Source organism: Pseudomonas sp. KT_2_4 (genome assembly GCF_041410225.1).
Lineage (GTDB): Bacteria > Pseudomonadota > Gammaproteobacteria > Pseudomonadales > Pseudomonadaceae > Aquipseudomonas > Aquipseudomonas paracarnis.
In genome coordinates this window covers 6009672-6032244 of the sequence record NZ_CP166962.1, presented here as the reverse complement: position 1 = coordinate 6032244, position 22573 = coordinate 6009672, and the positions used below count along the sequence as shown (strand labels likewise).

At 58.4% G+C, this 22573-nt stretch carries 13 protein-coding genes, 2 tRNA genes and 3 rRNA genes; 8 read left to right on the top strand and 10 right to left on the bottom strand.

The window, feature by feature from the left end; translation table 11 throughout:
* Positions 1-17: 17 nt before the first annotated feature.
* The 5 genes from AB9N64_RS27895 to AB9N64_RS27875 are packed head-to-tail and all read left to right on the top strand — an operon-like array spanning position 18 to position 5953.
* On the top strand, positions 18-1232 hold the full coding sequence (locus AB9N64_RS27895) for a glycosyltransferase family 4 protein (protein WP_191949181.1): 1215 nt from the start codon (positions 18-20) through the stop codon (positions 1230-1232).
* Positions 1223-2326, top strand: a complete 1104-nt coding sequence (locus AB9N64_RS27890) for a glycosyltransferase family 1 protein (protein WP_014717833.1) — start codon at positions 1223-1225, stop codon at positions 2324-2326. Before AB9N64_RS27895 ends, AB9N64_RS27890 begins: the two co-directional genes overlap by 10 nt.
* Positions 2326-3729: an O-antigen ligase gene (locus tag AB9N64_RS27885; RefSeq protein ID WP_014717832.1), complete on the top strand. Its 1404-nt coding sequence runs from the start codon at positions 2326-2328 to the stop codon at positions 3727-3729. The genes AB9N64_RS27890 and AB9N64_RS27885 overlap by 1 nt, the downstream gene beginning before the upstream one ends.
* Entirely contained in the window at positions 3726-4547 is an 822-nt protein-coding gene (locus AB9N64_RS27880) for an acyltransferase (RefSeq protein ID WP_014717831.1), read from the top strand. The genes AB9N64_RS27885 and AB9N64_RS27880 overlap by 4 nt, the downstream gene beginning before the upstream one ends.
* On the top strand, positions 4547-5953 hold the full coding sequence (locus AB9N64_RS27875; RefSeq protein ID WP_014717830.1) for a lipid II flippase MurJ: 1407 nt from the start codon (positions 4547-4549) through the stop codon (positions 5951-5953). Before AB9N64_RS27880 ends, AB9N64_RS27875 begins: the two co-directional genes overlap by 1 nt.
* A gap of 36 nt (positions 5954-5989) precedes the next feature.
* Here AB9N64_RS27875 and AB9N64_RS27870 read toward each other — a convergent pair whose 3' ends face one another.
* The 3 genes from AB9N64_RS27870 to AB9N64_RS27860 form a co-directional block, all read right to left on the bottom strand.
* Entirely contained in the window at positions 5990-6568 is a 579-nt protein-coding gene (locus AB9N64_RS27870; protein ID WP_019818734.1) for a DUF4174 domain-containing protein, read from the bottom strand.
* Between the two features lie 152 nt (positions 6569-6720).
* Entirely contained in the window at positions 6721-7353 is a 633-nt protein-coding gene (locus tag AB9N64_RS27865) for a glutathione S-transferase N-terminal domain-containing protein (RefSeq protein WP_371359810.1), read from the bottom strand.
* Between the two features lie 48 nt (positions 7354-7401).
* On the bottom strand, positions 7402-9759 hold the full coding sequence (locus tag AB9N64_RS27860; RefSeq protein WP_038449651.1) for a DNA polymerase II: 2358 nt from the start codon (positions 9757-9759) through the stop codon (positions 7402-7404).
* Between the two features lie 189 nt (positions 9760-9948).
* Between AB9N64_RS27860 and AB9N64_RS27855 the strand changes: the two genes are divergently transcribed.
* Positions 9949-12708, top strand: coding sequence for an autotransporter domain-containing protein (locus AB9N64_RS27855; RefSeq protein WP_371359809.1), 2760 nt, complete (start codon positions 9949-9951; stop codon positions 12706-12708).
* 56 nt (positions 12709-12764) lie between these two features.
* Here the strand turns inward: AB9N64_RS27855 and AB9N64_RS27850 are convergent, their stop codons facing one another.
* On the bottom strand, positions 12765-13223 hold the full coding sequence (locus tag AB9N64_RS27850) for an SRPBCC family protein (protein ID WP_019818740.1): 459 nt from the start codon (positions 13221-13223) through the stop codon (positions 12765-12767).
* A 98-nt stretch (positions 13224-13321) separates the two neighbouring features.
* Between AB9N64_RS27850 and AB9N64_RS27845 the strand changes: the two genes are divergently transcribed.
* Positions 13322-13723 (top strand): GFA family protein, encoded by a 402-nt coding sequence (locus tag AB9N64_RS27845; protein ID WP_032873644.1) that lies wholly within the window; start codon positions 13322-13324, stop codon positions 13721-13723.
* Between the two features lies 1 nt (position 13724).
* Here the strand turns inward: AB9N64_RS27845 and mrdA are convergent, their stop codons facing one another.
* The 6 genes from mrdA to AB9N64_RS27815 all read right to left on the bottom strand — a co-directional run bounded on the left by mrdA (position 13725) and on the right by AB9N64_RS27815 (position 21042).
* Complete coding sequence (gene mrdA / locus AB9N64_RS27840; protein WP_014717825.1) at positions 13725-15617, bottom strand: penicillin-binding protein 2; 1893 nt, start codon at positions 15615-15617, stop codon at positions 13725-13727.
* 213 nt (positions 15618-15830) lie between these two features.
* Positions 15831-15946 (bottom strand): 5S ribosomal RNA (rrf, locus tag AB9N64_RS27835).
* Between the two features lie 156 nt (positions 15947-16102).
* Positions 16103-18994: ribosomal RNA gene (locus tag AB9N64_RS27830) — 23S ribosomal RNA — on the bottom strand.
* Positions 18995-19241: 247 nt separating this feature from the next.
* A tRNA-Ala gene (locus AB9N64_RS27825) sits at positions 19242-19317 on the bottom strand.
* Positions 19318-19347: 30 nt separating this feature from the next.
* Positions 19348-19424 (bottom strand) — tRNA-Ile (locus AB9N64_RS27820).
* Between the two features lie 81 nt (positions 19425-19505).
* Positions 19506-21042 (bottom strand): 16S ribosomal RNA (locus AB9N64_RS27815).
* The 16S, 23S and 5S rRNA genes sit together here with 2 tRNA genes alongside, the layout of an rRNA operon.
* A gap of 642 nt (positions 21043-21684) precedes the next feature.
* Between AB9N64_RS27815 and rhtA the strand changes: the two genes are divergently transcribed.
* Positions 21685-22572 carry a threonine/homoserine exporter RhtA gene (gene rhtA, locus AB9N64_RS27810; RefSeq protein ID WP_014717824.1) on the top strand — a complete coding sequence of 296 codons (888 nt, stop codon included), beginning with the start codon at positions 21685-21687 and terminating at the stop codon, positions 22570-22572.
* The last annotated feature ends 1 nt before the right edge of the window (position 22573 follow it).

Sequence of the window (22573 nt, the reverse complement as noted above, 5' to 3'; positions counted from 1 at the left end):
GGCATGGAGAGCTGTACATGAGAATCCTCTGGATTGTGCCCTACCTGCCGTGGCCGACCACCAGCGGCGGCAAGACGCGGCAGTACCATTTGCTGCGCACCTTGAGTGAGCGCGGGCATCGCATCACGCTGCTGGCGCAATCGAAAACGCCGGCCGATGACGCGGCGCATGCGGCCTTGGAGCCGTTACTCGAACGCCTGATCGTCGTTCCACGCCGGCCGCTGAAACATCCGCTGACCCTGCTCGGCGGCCTGTTCGCGCCCTGGCCGCTGTTGACCACGGTCAACGGCCTGTCGGCACCGTTGCAGGCCCAGTTTGCGCAATTGTTGAATGAGCGCTGGGACGTGATTCAGGTAGAACACAGCTACAGCCTGCAGCCGTTTCTGCGCACCTTGCAGCAGCAACGGCGCGAGTTTGTGCTGACCGAGCACAACCTGGAATCGAGCCTCGGCGGCGCCACTTACGACCGTTTCCCCAAGTGGGCCACACCGTTTGTACAGTATGACCAGTGGCGCTGCCGGCAATGGGAACGCAAGGCGTTCGATGCCGCCGCTCATGTGGTCGCCGTGACCGAGGCGGACGCTCAGGCCATGCGGCCGTTGTCGTCGACGCCGGTAAGCGTGGTGGTCAATGGGGTCGACAGCCGCGCCTTTGCCGAGGTCAGCGCCGATGCGCAGAGCCAGCGCCTGTTGTTCGTCGGCAATTACGAGTACGCACCGAACCTGGACGCCGTGCAGTGGCTGCTCGACGAGATCTTCCCCAGGCTCTGGTTGCAGTGCCCGAGCGCACGCCTGGCAGTGGTCGGCTATGGCTTACCCGAACACTGGCGCGAGCGCTGGCCCGATGAACGTATCGAGTGGCTGGGGTTTGTTCCCGACCTGTGTGCCTTGCAACGCCGCTGCGCCGGTTTTGTCGCCCCGTTGCGCCATGGCGGCGGCTCCAAGCTCAAGGTGTTGGAGGCGATGGCCGCCGGCTTGCCGCTGGTGAGCACGGCCCAGGGCGTGTCCGGGTTGGCGGTACAGCCACAGGTACATTACTTGGCCGGCGAAAACGCTGAGGCCCTGGCCGACGCCGTTGTGCGCCTGCTGGATGAACCGGCGCTGGCCGGGCGACTGGCCGATGCGGCACGCGACTACGCGCGGCAATACCACGACTGGGCGGTGGCGGCTAATGAACTGGAGCACCTCTACCGCAGCTTGCTCACCGCCAAGGAGTCTCAGCCATGCGTGTAGCCCTGGACTATCGCCCCGCCACGGTTGCGCCGTCTTCGGGCATCGCCCGCCAGGTCGTGGCCCTGGAAGACGCCCTGCGCGCGCGGGGCAACACCGAGGTGGTGCTGTTCAGCGAAGCGCCCCTGGAGCATCCGCAGCGCCAGACTGCCGTTTGCCCGGCCTGGGCCAGCCCGCTGGACGGCCTGCAACGCCCACAAGTGCGCCTGCGGTTCGAGCGCGGGTTCTTGCCCAGGGCGCTGCACGAGCAGCAGATCGACCTGTACATCGCCACCGCCAATATGGGCTTGCCGTTGTGCCGTAAACCCGCCGGCACCCGCTATGTACTGGTGCTGCATGACCTGTTTCAGTTGACCCACCGCAACTTCCATCGCTCCAAACTCAAGGCCCTGGCCTACCGCCTGATCGACGGGGCCTCGATTGCCTGGTCGGTGTGGCAGGCTGATCGGGTGTGGTGCCCGTCGCAGTTTTCCTGCAATGAAGCCGCGCGCCTGTTCCCCTGGGCACGGGCCAAGTTCCGCGTGCTGAACAACCTGGTGCCCGAATTGAATGCAGCGCCAGAACCGCTGCCCGCCAACCTGCCGGCGCGTTACTGGCTGGTGGTGGGCACGCGGGAGCCGCGCAAGAACATGGAGTTCTTTCTGCGCCAATGGCAGGCCTGCCGTGCGCTGAACCCTGATGTGCCGGACTTGGTTCTGGTGGGCCACCCCAGCGATGTACCGGCGACACTCGGTGAGCTGCCGGGCCTGCATTGGTGCAGCGGTTTATCGGACGGGCAACTGCAAGCGCTCTACTGTCATGCGGCGTGCCTGTGGCAGCCGTCCTATGCCGAGGGCTTTGGCTTGCCGGTGGTGGAAGCCTTGAGTGTCGGCACGCCGGTAGCAGTGGCACGCGGCAGCGCCCTGGATGAAATCGCGCCGCCCGACGCCCCGCGCTTCGCCCCCCATGACGCCGAGCAATTGCACAAGGTCATGCAACAACTGGCAGGCGCCGAGGCCACGCAAGACGGCGACACACACCGCGCCTGGGCCCGGCAATTTGCCGAACCGGCCTATCGCGCGCGCCTGGACACTTTGCTCAAGGAATTGGACCGCTAATGCTGCCAGGAAAATTCGTCAGTCTGCTGCTGGGCCTTCTGTTCGGCGGGTTGCTGTTGGCTCTGTCGCCGATCAAGGTCATGCTGGTGGTGGCCGGTGTGGCCGTGGCCTTGACCCTGATCCGCTTTCCCCTGTGGGGCTTGCTGATTTTTGCGGTACTGGCCACCAGTATTCCCTACACCACCTTGCAACTGGGCATCCGTACCACCGTCAGCGAGGCGGTGTTGGGCCTGACCTGGGTCGGGGTGTTCTGGCAATCGTTCATCGGCAAGACCCGTGGTTTCATGCTGTGGCGACCGACCGAGCGGGCGCTGATGTGGCTGATGCTGTTCAGCACCATTCCGTTTATCTGGGGCATGCTGATCATCCATGCCGAAGGCAACGGGCCGGTGAACTGGGTGCGCTGGCTGATGAACCTGTCGATGCTGTTTATCGTGCCGCTGCTGCTGCGCACCGACGCTGACCGCGACAAGGTGGTGGTCGCCCTGTTGCTGGGTAACCTGGCGATGCTGCTGCTGTCGATCTTCATGTTCCTGAAGACGCGCAATGCGATGTCGATGATCGATATTCTCACCGACCTCAAATACGCCCACCCGGAAGCGGTGAAGGATATTTTCTCTGCCAACTACACGCGCATGGCCTCGCCCTGGGTGCACCCCAACCTGACCGGTGGCGTGCTGGTGCTGTTTATTCCCCTGGCGCTGTTCTATGGCTGGACCCGCAGCGGCTGGCGTCGGGCCCTGGGCCTGGCGGTGGCGGTGCTGGGGTGTGCCGGCCTGCTGCTGAGTATTTCCCGTGGTGCCATCGTGGCCCTGGCGCTGGTATTGATCTGGCTGGCCTACAAGCGCGTGCCGAACAGCGGACGCATTATCGGTATCGGGGCGGCGTTCGCCGTTGCGCTGGTGATGTTCTATCCGCCGTTGCAGGAGCGCTTGCTGACCATCTTCTCGACCACCAACGCCAGTACCGAAATCCGCTTTGACGAGTACGCCCGGTTCCCCACCGCCATGGCGACCTACCCCCTGGGGATCGGCTTCAAGATCGACCCGCCCGTGCCCGGCTCCAATCTGTTGGGGATCTCCAACCTGTGGCTGAACTTCATCTACAAAGTCGGCATTCCAGGGATGCTGCTGTTTATCACCGTCACCCTGTTGTGGTGGCGCGAAGTGCGCCCCCTGGGCCAGGTGCGCAAAGTCACCGCCGACAATGCGCTGTGGCTGGGGTGCCTCTGTGGTGTGTTGGCGGCACTGCTGACGGGGATTTTCGACCATTATTTCAGCTTCACCTTTGTACTGATCGCGCTGTTCTGGCTGTTGATGGGCATGAGCCTGCAACAGGTGCGTCTGCGCCCCTCCATTACCGCCCCTGTTGCTGCTATTGCGCCAAAGGATAACCAACCATGAAGCACCGGATGATCCACTCCACCGACTTGCGTGACCGCCTCCCCACGCTGGCCGCTGAAATGGGCGTGAGCCTGCCGGACCTGGAAGAGGCGCTGGACTGGTGCCTGGCCAACGACGTGGTATTTGAAGAAGGCGAAGGCGACAACAAGCGCTTCTGGATCAGCTCCATCGATCTGGAAACCGCGATTGAGCACCCGGTGGCGCGCCGCCTGTTCCACCGGATGAAACAGGACCTTGCGGCCCAGCTACTGCCGCGTTACGGCAAAAACTGGGCGACCGTCAAAGACCGGTGGCGCAGTGTCTGGGACATGGCCTACAACATCTTGATCAACAAGATCCCCAGCCACCATGTACGCATCGCCTGGCTGCGCCTGGGTGGCGCGAAGATCGGCAAGGGCTCCAGCTTGTGGCGTAACACCGAGGTGCTGGGCATGCACAATCTGGTGGTCGGCGACGATTCGGTAATCGGTTGGCATTGCCAGGTGGACGCCCGTGCCGGGCTGGTGATCGGTAACCACGTGGCGATCGCCTCCCACGTGCTGATCATCGCCGGCAGTCATGATTTGCAGGCACCGGAGTTCTGGTCGATTTCCGGGCCGATCTACATCGACGACTACGTGTGGATCGGCAGCCGGGCGTTGATCGGCTACGGCACGCACCTGGGCTATGGTTCAGTGATCAGCGCCAATACCGTGGTGGCCAAGGCAGTAGCCCCCTACAAAATCATTGGCGGTTCCGGGGCCAAAATCATGGGCGAACGTTGCCATGATCTGAACTACAAGGTGGGTGGCAAAGGCCTGTTCACCCTGTTTCACTGATGTTCGGCAGCACGCTCTGGCTGACCCTCGCGACCCTCGCAGGGCTGGTCGCCGGTTTCGCCCGCGAATGGCTGCTGGTGGCGGCCTGGGGCGCGGGCAGTCGCAGCGACGGGTTTCTGGTGGCGGTGTTTTTGCCCGAAGCATTGCGCATGACCCTGGCCGCCGGCTTGCTTGCGGCGGCTGCCCTGCCCCTCTATCAACAACGCGACCCACACCGCCAGCAGGCCTGGCTGGCCAGCCTATCCCCACGCCTGCTGGGAGTGGGCCTGGCGCTGTTTGCCGTACTGGCGCTGGGCGCGCCGCTGTGGGTGCGCCTGATCGGCCCCGGCCTGGACGTGGCGGCCCATGCCGAAGCCGCCGCTAACTTGCGTTGGCTGGCCGCCTGTGCGCCGGGCCTGGTGATGCATGGGCTGTTCAGTATTCCCTTACAGGCACGCCAACGTTTTGTCCTGCCGGGCCTGGGCTCTTTACTGTTCAATCTGCCACCGGTGCTGTACCTGTTTATCCGTGGCAGCTCCAGCGACAGTGCCGAACTGGCCATGAGCTTTTTTGCCGGCAGTGTGTTGATGTGCCTGCCGTTGCTGGTGCCGGTCTGGTCTTTCGGCTGGCGGCCGTGGCAGATCAGCGGCGACCCGCTGGCAGGCCGCGAATTGCTGGGCCGCATCGGCCCGTTGTTGGCCAGCAACGTGGCCAGCCAGGGCCTGGCGCTACTGGAGCGATTGATCGCCAGTTTCCTGGGGGAAGGCGCGGTGACGTGGGTTAACCTCGCACGCAAGCTGATCAACCTGCCATTGATCGCCCTGATGAGCCTCAACCAAGTGCTGCTGGGCATGATGAGCGGCGAACAAGGTCAGCAGCGCCTGGCCCTGCTGCGTCGCGGCCTGGATGCAGCGACCCTGCTGAGCCTGCCTGCGGCCTTCGGCCTGATTGGCGCCAGCCCCACGCTGATCCATCTGCTGATGCCCGCCCAGAGCGTCGATGGCCCACTGCCGGCGCTGCTGGCCTGGTTCGCCACGCCTCTGGTGTTTGGCGCCTGGAACGCGATGCTCGCTCGCTATGCCTATGCCAGCGGCGACACGCGCCTGCCGCTCAATTGCGAACTGCTGGGCAGCCTGGTCAACGCCGCCTTGCTGGTGGTGCTGCCCTATTGTATCGGCCTGCCGGGGATCGCCTTGGCGGCGTTGGGTGGCGTCGTGGTGACGAACTTGTTGCTGATGCACCGCCAGCAACTGCTCGGCCAACTGGGCTGGCCATTGCAGTGGGGCTTGAGCGGGGTGCTGTTGGGTGTGGCGGCGCTGGCCCTGCACCCCTTGCACAACGATGGGTGGCAGTTGGGGTTGAGTAGCCTGGCCGGCGCGCTGGTGTTGGTGGGGTTGGGGTTTTGGCTCAAGCCGTGGAAAGCCTGAGGCCGGTTCCCACCAGAACGGTGGGAGGGGACCTGTTCAATCTTCCAGCGGCTTGGGGGCTTTGTTGCCGGGCTTGGCGGGCTTGGTGCCCTTGGCAGCAGCCGCTGGCGCGGCTGGAACAGGCTCCGGCTCCGCAGGTGCGGCAAGCTCCTTTTCCGCCTGAGGCATCTGGTCAATGGCGCTGAAGAACTCCTTCAGGTCAAGGCTGTCCGGTGGCACGGTTTTTTCGAGTTTCTTCTCACCGTCCTTGCCGATCAGAATCACCTTGGTGCCGCTGCCGACGCCGAGCTTGAGGGCGCGGATCAGCGCGTTGGTTTCAGGCGGCGTGAGCTTTTTGCTGTCCTTTGGGTCCTTGGCGAACTTCTCTCCTTCAGCGCCAATGCTGCCGAACTTCACGGTATAGAACACCATGCTGCGCTCTTCGAAGGACTGCTTGGTGGCAGCCTCTTCCAGTTGTTTCTTCAGCGTTGCCAGTGTCGGGTTTCCAGCATCAAGCTCCACGACCACCAGGGGGCGCGTCTTGCCCAACTCCTGCTTGAGCGGATTATCATCAGCGGCCAACAACGGCCCCGTAAAAGCCATCAAGGTAGCCAGGGTCAGCGACCGGATGAGCATGCGCACCTCCTTTGAATTCCATGCAGGGTTCTTGAGTTTCATGTCTGCGACAGCCAAATTCAAGGATGATTCCTACAACACCTTGAGAAGCGTAGGTCAGGAAGCCCGCTACGCAAGGGCTTGGACAGTGGCCTGGTCATTGTTTCTTCCGGTTACGAGACCTTCCACTGCGGCCAATGCCGGGTAAAAACGGGGGCCACGACAGGGTCGGCGTCTACCCGCTCCAGGCTCTGCGCAAAGCCCGGCGCCAGGTTGCCGAGCACCTCGCGCGCGTCGTCCCAACGCGATACCGCCGCCGCCATGATGCCCAGTGCATTCGGCGCGTTGCTGGGTGTAAACAGTTGGCCGGCAAACTGATCGGCAAACACGACCCAGGCCTGATGCAGGTAGCGCCGTGTGCCGCTGACCAGTTGTGCTTGCTGCACCTCATCGGCATTGCCCAACCAGCGTTGCGGGTAGTCGATGATGCCGATCGCCGAATAGCAGTTGGCGGCGATATACAGCAAGCCGCGCAGGATCTGCGTACGATCGCCAGCCAGCAACTCGGCCTTGGGATACTCCAGGCCCAGGTGGATCAGGATCGCGGCGCTTTCGGTCAGTACCTGGCCATTTGGAGTGACCAGGGTGGGGATCTGCTTGAGTGGATTGATACGTGCGAGGGCGTCGCTACCCTCGCCGTCCTGCCAGGAACTGGCCTGCACGCGATGCCACGGCACTGCGCAGCGCTGCAGGGCGATTTCGATCATGCAGGATCCGGATTCGTCGGTGCCGTAAAGGGTGTACATGGGCGTTTCCTCCTGAGCGATGGGCAATATTGAGCCTGTGGTGATTACCTAGAATAGCCCCATCTGCCCGCCTACCAGGGTACCGAAATCGTCATTCACGAACGGCAGGATTGCGTCAGCCACGGGCTGCAATTGGCGCGTGACGTAGTGGTCGTAGTCGATGGGCGCCTGCCGCACTTCCAGCGGTTCCGGGCCGTTGACGCTGATCACGTAGCTGATCCAGCCACCGCGCTGGTACTGGCGCGGGCGGCCCAGGCGATCGTTGTACTCGTCCGCCAGGCGCGCGGCGCGTACGTGGGGCGGGACGTTGCGTTCGTAGTCGTGCAAGGGCCGGCGCAGGCGTTTGCGGTAGATCAGCAACTCATCGAATTCGCCGCTCAAGGTACGCCGCACGTAGTCGCGTATGTAGTCCTGATGGGGTTGGCGATGGAAGATGCGTTGGTAGAGTTCCTGCTGGAATTGCCGGGCCAGGGGCGACCAGTCGCTGCGCACGGTTTCCAGGCCTTTGTAGACCATTTCTTCGCCGCCATCTTCGCGCACGACCAGGCCCGCATAGCGCTTTTTGCTGCCCTCCTCGGCGCCACGAATGGTCGGCATCAGGAAGCGGCTGAAGTGGGTTTCGTATTGCAGCTCCAGGGCGCTTTGCAGGCCGTACTCGTTGCTCAGGTGCACGCGCCACCAGTCGTTGACGTGCTGCACCAGCGCCAGGCCGATGCGATTGGCGTCCTGCGCAGAGTGCGCGCTGCCCAGCCAGACGAAGGTGGAGTCGGTGTCACCGTAAATCACCTCGTACCCTTGGGCCTCAACCAGCGCGCGGGTCTGGCGCATGATCTGGTGCCCCCGCAGGGTGATCGAGGATGCCAGCCGGGTGTCGAAGAACCGGCAGCCGCTGGAGCCGAGCACACCGTAAAAGGCGTTCATGATGATCTTCAGTGCCTGGGACAACGGCGCATTGCGCTCGCGCTTGGCCTCTTCGCGGCCTTCGGACACCCGGGTGACGATGGACGGCAGGCAATGCCGGGTGCGGGAGAAGCGTGCGCCGCGAAAGCCTTCCACCGAGTCGCTGTCGTCAGGATGCTTGAGGCCTTCGATCAAGCCGACCGGGTCGATGAGGAAACTGCGGATGATCGATGGGTAAAGGCTTTTGTAGTCCAGCACCAGCACCGATTCATAGAGGCCCGGGCGCGAGTCCATGACAAACCCGCCGGGGCTGGCTTGGGGCGGTTTGTCACCCAGGTTCGGCGCGACGAAACCCTGGCGGTGCATCAACGGCATGTACAGGTGGGTGAAGGCGGCCACCGAGCCGCCGTTACGGTCGGCCGGCAACCCGGTGACGCTGGCGCGTTCGAGCAAGAACTTGAGCAGCTCGGTCTTCTCGAAAATCCGCGTGACCAGTTCGCAGTCCTTGAGGTTGTAGCGCGCCAGGGCGGGTTTGTCCTCGGCGAACATGCGGTTGATTTCGTCCATGCGCTGGTACGGCGTGGAGATGTCCTTGCCTTCGCCAAGCAGGGTTTGCGCGACGTTTTCAAGGCTGAAGGATTCAAAACTCCAAGTGGCCGAACGCAACGCTTCGATACCGTCGATGATCAACCGCCCCGCCGCCGCCGCGAAGTAGTGATTGCGGCTGCCATGTTCGCGCCAGGCCATGGTTTCACCGCCACGCCCCAGCAACAGCGGCACGTTCAGGCGCTGGGCGTGTTCGTGGAGTACGCGCAGGTCGAACTGCACCACATTCCAGCCGATGATCGCGTCGGGGTCGAAAGTGGCCAGCCATTGGTTGAGGCGCTCGAGCAGTTGAGCACGGGTGTCGCAATAGTCGAGCTTGAAATCCACGGCGTCGGTTTTGTTCGGCGGGCCGAGCATGTACACCTGGCGCTCGCCGCAGCCTTCGAGGGCGATGGAATAGAGATCGCCCTGGGCGGTGGTCTCGATATCCAGGGACACCAGCTTCAAGGGCGGGCGATAGTCGGGGGCAGGCTTCATCTGCGCGTCGAGCACGGTGCCGCTTGCATCAGCGGTGCCCCCGAACCAGACGGGAGCGGTGATAAAACGCTCCATCATGTAGCGCTCCGGCGGGCGCACGTCACCTTCGTAGACATCGACTCCGGCAGCGCGCAGGCGCTTCTCGATATCCATCAACTGGCGGTGCTGGCGCGCATAGAGGCCCAGAACCGGGCGGTGATGAAAGTCGCATAGCTGCAAGGGGCGCAACTCGAGATCACGTTCACCCTTGAGCAGCCAATCGAGCGGCTTGCGGTGGGCTTGCGGGATGAACACCACCGAGGTCTGCACGGGTAGGCGAATGCACCGTGGCCCTTGGTCGGTGGCCAGCCAGAAGCTGACCTCGGTACCCGCCGGGGTATCGCGCCAATGCCGGGTCAGGACAAACCCCTGCTGTAAATCCACCGTACCGCACCTCAAGAATCGCGTTCAGGGCGTGATTCTACTCGGCATCCGGGCCAAGGCGTCGGGTAAACGCACACCTAGCGCGCAATATCATAAAAAGGATGTCATCGCTTTTTAGGATAAGAATGCGCTGGCAATATCAAATGGCTATATAGGAAGATAGCGCGATTCAAGAAAAGGATTTCGCGCATGTCGTTCGTCCCCCGCCGTCTGGCCCTGACTATTTCGTTGATTGTTTCCGGCGCCTCGCTTTCTCCTGCCAGCCTTGCTCAAGCATTCATCGATACCCCAACCAGTACCCCGCTCACCGTGGGCAGTGGCTATTTTTACAATCCCAGTTTGTGGGTGACCAAGACCGGCAGCATCACCACCCCTACGACCGCCGTCAGCGTTCGCCAAAACCTGCCTGATTGGCAACGCAATGTCTTCATTCAAAATGACGGCTCGATCAGTGCCGATAAATTAGACGCGATCAGCCTGGGCGCTGCGACCGATGTGCGCATCGACAACACCGGGGTAATCTCGGGCGCCCGGCATGCAATCTCAGGCGAACAACTCAATTTGCTGAGCAATAATGGCACGCTTACCGGACGTGACGGCGCTGGGGTTTCGATAACGGGCGATGCCATGGTTTACAACGACGGCACGATCACTGGCGGACGAGAGGGACGCCTGGAGAATATCGATGGCGATGGCCTACGCGTAGGGGGCATTGCCCACATCGAAAACTCTGGCGTTATCCGGGCATTGGGCGCCAGTGGAGCGGACAATAATGGCCGAGCCAACACCAGCGATGGGGTATCGATTGGCGGTGGCTACCTGTTCAACGGCGGCAGGTTTGATCCTTCCACAGGCATTCCACGTACCGGCTCAATCACAGGTACCAACAATGGCCTCTTAGTCAGTGATGGCCATGATGGGCCGGCAACCGGCGCAACGGAGCTGAGAAATTTCGTCGACCTGCGTGGGCTTGATGGCTATGGCGCACGCTTTATCGGTAATTTCGACGACCGGGTATTCAACGGTGCCCTGATCAGCGGGAGTAATGGTGTAGCCCTGGACATGGGGGGCGGCAACGACACCTTGACGCTGTACCCCGGCGCCCGTTTTGAGGGGTTAGTTGACGGCGGCGCAGGGCATAACACCATGATTCTGGAGGGCTACCAATATTATCCTTCAGATACGCGTGAACCCGACGGGACGGTCGAGGCGACGCGCAATTTTGACGTACTACAAGTGAGTCGCGGCTACTGGGTACTCAATGGTCGCGGCGATTTCAGCGAAGGCGCACGCCTCTCTGCCAATGGTCACTTAAACAACCAGGGCAACATCGCTGGTGACGTGATCGTCGACCAAGGCGCGACTTACCGGGGCCGAGGCTCAGTCAACAATCTTACCGTCAGCGGGAGATTGATCACGGATACCGTTGTCGGCGCTCCTCAGGTCAACGGCAACCTGATCATGAAGCCAGGCTCTGCATTCGAGTTCGCTACTTATCCCGACGGCAGTGCTGCGACAACCCATGTGGTCGGCAATGCCAGCCTCAACGGTGCCTATTTGTGGCCGCAGCCGGGTTACTCGATGGACTATCCCTGGCACAGCACGTACACGGTCCTGCAAGCAGGCAGCATCACGGGGACCTTTGATGACTCCAACCTGCGCAGCTACTACGCCTTCCTGACGCCAACACTCAGCTACGACAATAACCGGGTGAACCTGAGCTACACACGCAACGATGTCGAGTTCATCGATTACGCCCGTACCCGTAACGCCGCCCACGCAGTCAACAGCATCGAGTCCATCACGTGGCGCCACTGGAGCAACTGGGATGGCAGTTTCCCCCCGCCCTCCATGATGCGAAACCCCAACCCGCTCTACGACGCGCTGCTGGCCACCTCGGAGACTACGGCCAGCGCCGCGCTCGAGGCCCTGGCAGGCAGCAGCAACGCCAACCTCGCCAGTGCCACACTGGCGGCCAGCAGCCAGGTGGCCACGTCCATGCTGTCGGCCATGCGCCAGATGAGCAGCAGTTCAAGCTTGCTCGTCGGGCTTGATCCAGTACAAACACCTGAGCTGGCCATAAGTGGCATCCCCAGCAGTGCCCGCAACTTGAATGATCCAAACGCGCGAGGCCGCGTGTGGCTGCAAGGTATCGGCAGCTACGGCAAGCTTGATGGTCAACACGGCAATGCGTCTTCACAGCAACGCACACAAGGCAGTCTGCTGGGTATTGACTGGTCCTTGTCGCCTCTCTGGCGCCTGGGTGTACTGGGCGGCTATTCGAAGACCGATATGGACAGCCACAACGTCGATAATTCATTGCGCAGCTGGCACGCGGGGGCATATGCCGTACGCCAGGATGGCCCAGTTGCGTTGCGCCTGGGGGCTGCGTACAGCCAGCACAGGGGTAACAACAAGCGCACAGTGGAATTCGCAGGTTTCAGCGAGCGCCCCAAGGGTGATTACGATGCCAATAGCCAGCAAGCCTTTGCCGAGATGGGTTACATGCTGGGTAACGGCCGATTGAATATCGAACCCTTCGCCAACCTCGGCTATCAGCGCTATCACCGCGACAACTACCGCGAGAAAGGCGGCGATGCTTCACTCAAGGTGGATGCACAAACCCAGGACAATGTCAGCAGTACCTTCGGGGTGCGCCTGGCTCATCTGAGCCAACTGGACAATGGCATCAGCCTGACCCCGCGGGCCAGCTTCGGCTGGCGGCACCTCTATGGCAATGTCGACAGTAAGACTCGGCAGGCTTTTTTGATTGGCGGCGACGCGTTCAATATTGAAGGCAGCGCACTGGACCGCGACGGCTTGATGGTTGAAGTGGGGTTGGCGGTGGGTTTGTCTGCGCAGCAGAACCTGAGTGTCGGTTATAACGGCGAGCTGGGTAGCAATAGCCGCAATCATGCGGTGGTCGGCCAGTGGCAGATGAGTTTCTAAAGCAATCGAATGCACGCTGGCGTGAAGCCGGGCATCAACCATGATGCCCGTTCGGGTCAGGCTTGATTCAGATAGCTTTCGATATTGCTCATTTGTTCGTCCCAGCCACGGGAGTTCATCTTGAAGGCTTTCTGGCGCCGCGCTTCGGGGATCTGGTCAAAACCGGACTCGACGACCCGCAAGAGGATGCCTGGAGCGCGATCCTCAATCGTGAACTCCACCAGCGTAGGTGTTTCCTTGTCGTAGTCGACGCCCTCTTCCACTGCAAAAGGATGCCACCAGAAAGAAAACAGCGTTTGGGGCAGGATGCGTTCGATCCTGGCCTTCCACACGACATGTTCGTAACCTGGGTAGGTAATTGGCGCTTCGATGGTTTCTCCGGCCACAAAGGTTTTACCTTTAAGCGCGATACCGAACCAGTTACCAAATTGCTCGGCCTGCGTGAGTGCCTCCCAGACCTGTTTACGTGATGCGCTGAGCAGCACCTTGCGTTCGATGCGATCTAATACGTGCATGAGTCACCTCCTTCACTGAACACTAGGCGACATCAACCAATGCGCAACCTTGCGTTGTGCGCGATGATGATGACCCCCTCCTTGCCTGGCCATAGGTTATGACTGACCCACTGAATGGAAGTTGCTTGTGCAAAGGTGTGCGCTACCAAGTCGACAGCCTGGACATGCCCATCAGCCACTGCCACTGCGAAAGCTGCCGCAAGGCACACGCGGCCGCGTTTGTTGCCACGGCCGGGGTGATGCGTGAGCATTTTCGCTGGACGCAGGGTGAGGAGCTGCTGTCGTCCTTTGAATCTTCGCCGGGCAAATTCAGGCATTTCTGCTCGCGTTGCGGCGCGCATCTAATTGCTGAACGTGGGCATCAGCCCCACGTGATCGTGCGGGTGGCGACGCTAGATGATGATCCGGGCGCCAGGCCCACCTCGCATATCTGGACGGCCCATGAAGTGCCCTGGCTGGCCTATGACGGCGTAGCGCGCTGGGACGAGTGGAGGGTTTGAGTCAAACCCGTGGATCACCCGGTGCCTTGGCCGGCGCCGCATATTGCGGCTTGAGGTGGCCTTCCTGGTCGAGCAGCCAGGCATCCATGATCTGGCGCACCACAGGCCCGGCTACACGGCCGCCGGCCTCACCGTTTTCGATCATGACTGAAATCACGATTTTCGGATGTTCGGCCGGCGCGAAGCCGACGAACAAGGCGTTATCGCGATGCCGCTCCAAGGTCTTGTTGCGGTTGTAGCGCTCACCCTGTTTGATCGCCACCACCTGGGCGGTACCACTCTTGCCGGCGATACGGTATTGGGCGCCTTGTGCTGCCGCTCGGGCGATACCGCGTGGATCGTGCATCACCAATTGCATGCCGTGGTTGACCTGCTCCCAGTCACGAGGGTCCTTGAGCACCACGTTGGGCATTGGGTGCTCATCTACAGGCGCCACGCCATTGATGGTCTTGGCCAGGTGCGGGCGGTTCCATACACCTTTGTTGGCAATCAATGCTGTGGCCTGGGCCAATTGCAGTGGCGTCACCTGCATATAGCCTTGGCCAATGCCGAGGATCACGGTTTCGCCTGGGAACCACGGCTGGCGACGGGTCGCACGCTTCCAGGCTTGGGATGGCATCAGGCCGGCAGACTCTTCGAACATATCCAGGGACACTTTCTGGCCCAGGCCGAACTCGGCCAGATAGTCGTGCAGGCGGTCGATCCCGAGCTTATGGGCCAGGTCGTAGAAGTAAGTGTCGTTGGAACGCATGATGGCCGCGTCCATGTCCACCCAGCCGTCACCGCTGTGGTTCCAGTTGCGGTATTTGTGGTCAAAGTCTGGCAACTGATAGTAACCCGGGTCGAACACTCGGGTTTGTGGGGTAACGACACCGCTGTCGAGACCGGCAATGGCCACTTCCGGCTTGATGGTTGAACCTGGCGCGTAGAGCCCGCGTAGCACGCGGTTGAACAGCGGCCGGTCAATGGAGTCGTGCAGCGCGGCGTACTCCTTGAAGCTGATGCCGGTGACGAACAGGTTCGGATCGAAACTCGGTTTACTGACCATAGCCAGTACTTCACCGGTTTGCGGGTCCAGGGCGACCACTGAACCGCGACGGTCGCCCAAGGCCTCTTCGGCGGCTTCCTGTAGCTTGACGTCGAGGCTCAGGACGATGTTTTTGCCAGGGATCGGATCGGTGTGCTTGAGCACGCGCAGCACACGGCCCTGTGCGTTGGTCTCGACCTCTTCATAACCGACATGGCCATGCAGTTCTGACTCGTAAAAGCGCTCGATTCCGGTTTTGCCGATGGATTGGGTACCGCGGTACTCCACCGAATCAAGGGTCTTGGATTCTTTTTCGTTGATGCGGCCGACGTAGCCGATGGAGTGGGCAAAGTGCGCGCCCAGGGGGTAGTGGCGAACGAATTGTGGCTCGACGTCCACACCAGGTAGACGGAACTCGTTAACGGCCAAAACGGCGATCTGCTCTTCGGTCAATTCGTAGAACAACGTGACGGGAACAAACGGGTGACGGGCCTGCTTGAGCGCCTTATCAAACACCGCACGGTCTTCGGCAGGCAGGTGCAACAGATTGACGATTTCGTCCAGCTCACCCTTGAGGTCGGCGGTGCGCTCACGGGTGATGGTCAGGTTATAACTAGGGCGGTTGTCGGCCAGCACCACGCCATTACGGTCATAGATCAAGCCGCGAGTCGGTGTGATAGGCAGTACGTGGACCCGGTTGTTCTCCGAAATTGTGGAGTGGTAGTCGTACTGCACCACCTGCAGGAAATACATGCGCCCTACCAGCGCACAGGTGATCCCAATCACCAGCACCGCACAGGCGAGCAAGCGCTTGTTGACCAGGCGGTTTTCTTTTTCGTGATCTTTGATAGGTATCGGTTCAGGCATTTCTACAGCATCTCGTTGGAAAAGGTCGACGCCGCATCCTGCGGATAAGGATCAATCCTTGTGAAAATGTGCTGCACCATAGCAAAAATGCAGAAACACTTTGTATCGAATTCCCTCAACGGCAGCTTATTTAATGTTGCCAGAAGCGCTGGAACTTTCGAGCGCCCAAAACAAAACCCCAACTGCTTTCGCAATTGGGGTTTCGGAATTTAATCTTGACGATGACCTACTCTCACATGGGGAAACCCCACACTACCATCGGCGATGCATCGTTTCACTGCTGAGTTCGGGATGGGATCAGGTGGTTCCAATGCTCTATGGTCGTCAAGAAATTCGGGTACTGAGTCGTGACCAGTTGGCCTCGCTTCAGCAAATTGGGTATGTGATAGTTTTCGGTGTTTTGTGAGCGTCGAACTTTCGGTTCATTGCGTCTTCACACACCGCAATCTGGTCTCTCTCGAGTTCGCAAATTGCTTGGGTGTTATATGGTCAAGCCTCACGGGCAATTAGTATTGGTTAGCTCAACGCCTCACAGCGCTTACACACCCAACCTATCAACGTCGTAGTCTTCGACGGCCCTTCAGGGAACTCAAGGTTCCAGTGAGATCTCATCTTGAGGCTAGTTTCCCGCTTAGATGCTTTCAGCGGTTATCTATTCCGAACATAGCTACCCGGCAATGCCACTGGCGTGACAACCGGAACACCAGAGGTTCGTCCACTCCGGTCCTCTCGTACTAGGAGCAGCCCCTCTCAAATCTCAAACGTCCACGGCAGATAGGGACCGAACTGTCTCACGACGTTCTAAACCCAGCTCGCGTACCACTTTAAATGGCGAACAGCCATACCCTTGGGACCGGCTTCAGCCCCAGGATGTGATGAGCCGACATCGAGGTGCCAAACACCGCCGTCGATATGAACTCTTGGGCGGTATCAGCCTGTTATCCCCGGAGTACCTTTTATCCGTTGAGCGATGGCCCTTCCATACAGAACCACCGGATCACTAAGACCTACTTTCGTACCTGCTCGACGTGTCTGTCTCGCAGTCAAGCGCGCTTTTGCCTTTATACTCTACGACCGATTTCCGACCGGTCTGAGCGCACCTTCGTACTCCTCCGTTACTCTTTAGGAGGAGACCGCCCCAGTCAAACTACCCACCATACACTGTCCTCGATCCGGATAACGGACCTGAGTTAGAACCTCAAAGTTGCCAGGGTGGTATTTCAAGGATGGCTCCACGCAGACTGGCGTCCACGCTTCAAAGCCTCCCACCTATCCTACACAAGCAAATTCAAAGTCCAGTGCAAAGCTATAGTAAAGGTTCACGGGGTCTTTCCGTCTAGCCGCGGATACACTGCATCTTCACAGCGATTTCAATTTCACTGAGTCTCGGGTGGAGACAGCGCCGCCATCGTTACGCCATTCGTGCAGGTCGGAACTTACCCGACAAGGAATTTCGCTACCTTAGGACCGTTATAGTTACGGCCGCCGTTTACCGGGGCTTCGATCAAGAGCTTCGCGTTAGCTAACCCCATCAATTAACCTTCCGGCACCGGGCAGGCGTCACACCCTATACGTCCACTTTCGTGTTTGCAGAGTGCTGTGTTTTTAATAAACAGTCGCAGCGGCCTGGTATCTTCGACCGGCATGAGCTTACGGAGCAAGTCCTTCACCCTCACCGGCGCACCTTCTCCCGAAGTTACGGTGCCATTTTGCCTAGTTCCTTCACCCGAGTTCTCTCAAGCGCCTTGGTATTCTCTACCCAACCACCTGTGTCGGTTTGGGGTACGGTTCCTGGTTACCTGAAGCTTAGAAGCTTTTCTTGGAAGCATGGCATCAACCACTTCGTTAACTAAAAGTTAACTCGTCATCAGCTCTCGGCCTTAGAATCCCGGATTTACCTAAGATTCCAGCCTACCACCTTAAACTTGGACAACCAACGCCAAGCTGGCCTAGCCTTCTCCGTCCCTCCATCGCAATAACCAGAAGTACAGGAATATTAACCTGTTTTCCATCGACTACGCTTTTCAGCCTCGCCTTAGGGACCGACTAACCCTGCGTCGATTAACGTTGCGCAGGAAACCTTGGTCTTTCGGCGTGGGTGTTTTTCACACCCATTATCGTTACTCATGTCAGCATTCGCACTTCTGATACCTCCAGCAAGCTTCTCAACTCACCTTCACAGGCTTACAGAACGCTCCTCTACCGCATCACTTACGTGATACCCGTAGCTTCGGTGTATGGTTTGAGCCCCGTTACATCTTCCGCGCAGGCCGACTCGACTAGTGAGCTATTACGCTTTCTTTAAAGGGTGGCTGCTTCTAAGCCAACCTCCTAGCTGTCTAAGCCTTCCCACATCGTTTCCCACTTAACCATAACTTTGGGACCTTAGCTGACGGTCTGGGTTGTTTCCCTTTTCACGACGGACGTTAGCACCCGCCGTGTGTCTCCCATGCTCGGCACTTGTAGGTATTCGGAGTTTGCATCGGTTTGGTAAGTCGGGATGACCCCCTAGCCGAAACAGTGCTCTACCCCCTACAGTGATACATGAGGCGCTACCTAAATAGCTTTCGAGGAGAACCAGCTATCTCCGAGCTTGATTAGCCTTTCACTCCGATCCACAGGTCATCCGCTAACTTTTCAACGGTAGTCGGTTCGGTCCTCCAGTTAGTGTTACCCAACCTTCAACCTGCCCATGGATAGATCGCCCGGTTTCGGGTCTATTCCCAGCGACTAGACGCCCTATTAAGACTCGCTTTCGCTACGCCTCCCCTATTCGGTTAAGCTCGCCACTGAAAATAAGTCGCTGACCCATTATACAAAAGGTACGCAGTCACCCAACAAAGTGGGCTCCCACTGCTTGTACGCATACGGTTTCAGGATCTATTTCACTCCCCTCTCCGGGGTTCTTTTCGCCTTTCCCTCACGGTACTAGTTCACTATCGGTCAGTCAGTAGTATTTAGCCTTGGAGGATGGTCCCCCCATATTCAGACAAAGTTTCTCGTGCTCCGTCCTACTCGATTTCATGACTAAGAGATTTTCGCGTACAGGGCTATCACCCACTATGGCCGCACTTTCCAGAGCGTTCCGCTAATCTCAAAGCCACTTAAGGGCTAGTCCCCGTTCGCTCGCCACTACTAAGGGAATCTCGGTTGATTTCTTTTCCTCAGGGTACTTAGATGTTTCAGTTCCCCTGGTTCGCCTCTTGCACCTATGTATTCAGTACAAGATAACCATCTTATGATGGCTGGGTTCCCCCATTCAGACATCTCCGGATCAAAGTCTGTTTGCCGACTCCCCGAAGCTTTTCGCAGGCTACCACGTCTTTCATCGCCTCTGACTGCCAAGGCATCCACCGTATGCGCTTCTTCACTTGACCATATAACCCCAAGCAATCTGGTTATACTGTGAAGACGACATTCGCCGAAAATTCGAATTTCTCAATTAAGAGAACTCACAAATTTTACCTTAGCCTGATCCGTTACCAGTGAAAGTAACGTTCAGTCTATCTTTCTATCACATACCCAAATTTTTAAAGAACGAACTAGCCAAAGACTAGAAATCAACATTCACCATCACAACGATGGAATGCTCATTTCTAAGCTTTATACAAACAGAAGCAGTAGTGGTGGAGCCAAACGGGATCGAACCGTTGACCTCCTGCGTGCAAGGCAGGCGCTCTCCCAGCTGAGCTATGGCCCCGTATTTCTACAGGCGTTTCCCACACAAAATTGGTGGGTCTGGGCAGATTCGAACTGCCGACCTCACCCTTATCAGGGGTGCGCTCTAACCAACTGAGCTACAGACCCAATTTCGGGCTGCTTCTTTCGTCTTCTTCAATGAATCAAGCAATTCGTGTGGGAACTTATGGAGCAGCTGATGTCGTCGATTAAGGAGGTGATCCAGCCGCAGGTTCCCCTACGGCTACCTTGTTACGACTTCACCCCAGTCATGAATCACACCGTGGTAACCGTCCTCCCGAAGGTTAGACTAGCTACTTCTGGTGCAACCCACTCCCATGGTGTGACGGGCGGTGTGTACAAGGCCCGGGAACGTATTCACCGCGACATTCTGATTCGCGATTACTAGCGATTCCGACTTCACGCAGTCGAGTTGCAGACTGCGATCCGGACTACGATCGGTTTTATGGGATTAGCTCCACCTCGCGGCTTGGCAACCCTCTGTACCGACCATTGTAGCACGTGTGTAGCCCAGGCCGTAAGGGCCATGATGACTTGACGTCATCCCCACCTTCCTCCGGTTTGTCACCGGCAGTCTCCTTAGAGTGCCCACCATAACGTGCTGGTAACTAAGGACAAGGGTTGCGCTCGTTACGGGACTTAACCCAACATCTCACGACACGAGCTGACGACAGCCATGCAGCACCTGTCTCAATGTTCCCGAAGGCACCAATCTATCTCTAGAAAGTTCATTGGATGTCAAGGCCTGGTAAGGTTCTTCGCGTTGCTTCGAATTAAACCACATGCTCCACCGCTTGTGCGGGCCCCCGTCAATTCATTTGAGTTTTAACCTTGCGGCCGTACTCCCCAGGCGGTCAACTTAATGCGTTAGCTGCGCCACTAAAAGCTCAAGGCTTCCAACGGCTAGTTGACATCGTTTACGGCGTGGACTACCAGGGTATCTAATCCTGTTTGCTCCCCACGCTTTCGCACCTCAGTGTCAGTATTAGTCCAGGTGGTCGCCTTCGCCACTGGTGTTCCTTCCTATATCTACGCATTTCACCGCTACACAGGAAATTCCACCACCCTCTACCATACTCTAGTCAGTCAGTTTTGAATGCAGTTCCCAGGTTGAGCCCGGGGATTTCACATCCAACTTAACAAACCACCTACGCGCGCTTTACGCCCAGTAATTCCGATTAACGCTTGCACCCTCTGTATTACCGCGGCTGCTGGCACAGAGTTAGCCGGTGCTTATTCTGTCGGTAACGTCAAAATTGCAGAGTATTAATCTACAACCCTTCCTCCCAACTTAAAGTGCTTTACAATCCGAAGACCTTCTTCACACACGCGGCATGGCTGGATCAGGCTTTCGCCCATTGTCCAATATTCCCCACTGCTGCCTCCCGTAGGAGTCTGGACCGTGTCTCAGTTCCAGTGTGACTGATCATCCTCTCAGACCAGTTACGGATCGTCGCCTTGGTGAGCCATTACCTCACCAACTAGCTAATCCGACCTAGGCTCATCTGATAGCGCAAGGCCCGAAGGTCCCCTGCTTTCTCCCGTAGGACGTATGCGGTATTAGCGTCCGTTTCCGAACGTTATCCCCCACTACCAGGCAGATTCCTAGGCATTACTCACCCGTCCGCCGCTCTCAAGAGAAGCAAGCTTCTCTCTACCGCTCGACTTGCATGTGTTAGGCCTGCCGCCAGCGTTCAATCTGAGCCATGATCAAACTCTTCAGTTCAAACATCTTTGGGTTTTTAAGAAACCCTAAACTTGGCTCAGCAATCGTTGGTTACATCTTTGATTTCTCGCGGAGTAACTTGTGATGCTGATAATCTTGTTGACTATCAGTCTGACTCCACAAGCACCCACACGAATTGCTTGATTCAGTTGTTAAAGAGCGGTTGGTTAAGATCTTTCGTCTCAACCGAGGCGCGCATTCTACAGCAGCCTCATTTGCTGTCAAGTGGTTATTTTCAGAAGTTTTCGAAGATTTCTTCAACAACTTCAACCACTTGCGCTTGCGATCTCTCGTAAGCGGGAGGCGAATTCTACAGCGTTACACGCTGCTGTCAACACCTCTTTTTCAACTTCCTTTTGGCTTCGATGAACTGAAGCAACTTGCTGTCGAGAACTGCGTAACTCATTGTTTACCAAGGAGTTTTCCGTTTCGACTGCGCCGGAAGTGGGGCGAATTATAGGCTTCCAGAATCTGCCGTCAACCCAATTATTCGGTTTTTCTATCAAAAACCTCGAAAAACCGATGCTTCCACTATATAGATAGCTACGAGTCAGCATTTGAGCAATATATTGCTCATTCATTGACTGTTAAGCATCATAGCGCCACGTATTTATCGATCATGACTTCGGAAGAACTCCCGCAATGACCACCCCTCCTCGCAGCCTGGCATCCGCATTGTTTCCGATCGGCCTGCTATTGATCGCCATGGCGTCCATCCAATCCGGTGCGTCATTGGCCAAAAGCATGTTTCCTATTGTTGGCGCACAAGGCACCACTGCTCTGCGTTTGATTTTCGCCAGTGTGATCATGCTGGTGCTATTACGCCCATGGCGCGCCACGCTGACGGCCAAGTCCTTGCGCACGGTGATCATTTACGGGATGGCGCTGGGCGGCATGAACTTCCTCTTCTATATGTCCCTTCGTACCGTACCGCTGGGGATTGCAGTAGCACTCGAATTCACAGGCCCGCTTGCCGTCGCTATCTATGCCTCGCGCAGAGCTGTCGACTTCCTGTGGATTGCCCTGGCGATCATCGGCCTGCTGCTGTTAATTCCGATGGGCGAGGCCAGTAGCGGTATCGACTGGGTCGGCGCGGCTTACGCACTGGGCGCAGGCGGATGCTGGGCCCTCTATATTTTGTTCGGCCAAAAGGCTGGGAACGACAATGGTGTTCAGACCGCTGCACTCGGCGTGATGATTGCGGCCCTGTTCGTCGCACCGATCGGCATCGTGCATGCGGGCGCCGCGCTGCTGACGCCCGCCCTGATCCCTGTCGCCATTGGCGTCGCAATTCTGTCCACCGCCCTGCCCTACACCTTGGAGATGGTCGCACTGACTCGCCTTCCCGCTCGCACATTCGGCACGTTGATGAGTATCGAACCGGCGTTCGGCGCCCTCTCCGGCCTGTTCTTTCTGCATGAGCATTTATCCCTGGCCCAATGGCTGGCCATCACCTGCATTATCCTGGCTAGCGTAGGCGCGACGTTGACGATGCGCAACGAATCCAAACCACTGGTGCCTGCCGACTGAT

What these genes read in the sequence shown, in the direction of transcription:
- AB9N64_RS27895 (WP_191949181.1), top strand. Translation starts at nt 18, where the DNA reads ATGAGAATCCTCTGGATTGTGCCCTACCTGCCGTGGCCGACCACCAGC.
- AB9N64_RS27890 (WP_014717833.1), top strand. Translation starts at nt 1,223, where the DNA reads ATGCGTGTAGCCCTGGACTATCGCCCCGCCACGGTTGCGCCGTCTTCG.
- AB9N64_RS27885 (WP_014717832.1), top strand. Translation starts at nt 2,326, where the DNA reads ATGCTGCCAGGAAAATTCGTCAGTCTGCTGCTGGGCCTTCTGTTCGGC.
- AB9N64_RS27880 (WP_014717831.1), top strand. Translation starts at nt 3,726, where the DNA reads ATGAAGCACCGGATGATCCACTCCACCGACTTGCGTGACCGCCTCCCC.
- AB9N64_RS27875 (WP_014717830.1), top strand. Translation starts at nt 4,547, where the DNA reads ATGTTCGGCAGCACGCTCTGGCTGACCCTCGCGACCCTCGCAGGGCTG.
- AB9N64_RS27870 (WP_019818734.1), bottom strand. Translation starts at nt 6,568, where the DNA reads ATGCTCATCCGGTCGCTGACCCTGGCTACCTTGATGGCTTTTACGGGG.
- AB9N64_RS27865 (WP_371359810.1), bottom strand. Translation starts at nt 7,353, where the DNA reads ATGTACACCCTTTACGGCACCGACGAATCCGGATCCTGCATGATCGAA.
- AB9N64_RS27855 (WP_371359809.1), top strand. Translation starts at nt 9,949, where the DNA reads ATGTCGTTCGTCCCCCGCCGTCTGGCCCTGACTATTTCGTTGATTGTT.
- AB9N64_RS27850 (WP_019818740.1), bottom strand. Translation starts at nt 13,223, where the DNA reads ATGCACGTATTAGATCGCATCGAACGCAAGGTGCTGCTCAGCGCATCA.
- AB9N64_RS27845 (WP_032873644.1), top strand. Translation starts at nt 13,322, where the DNA reads ATGACTGACCCACTGAATGGAAGTTGCTTGTGCAAAGGTGTGCGCTAC.
- mrdA (WP_014717825.1), bottom strand. Translation starts at nt 15,617, where the DNA reads ATGCCTGAACCGATACCTATCAAAGATCACGAAAAAGAAAACCGCCTG.
- rhtA (WP_014717824.1), top strand. Translation starts at nt 21,685, where the DNA reads ATGACCACCCCTCCTCGCAGCCTGGCATCCGCATTGTTTCCGATCGGC.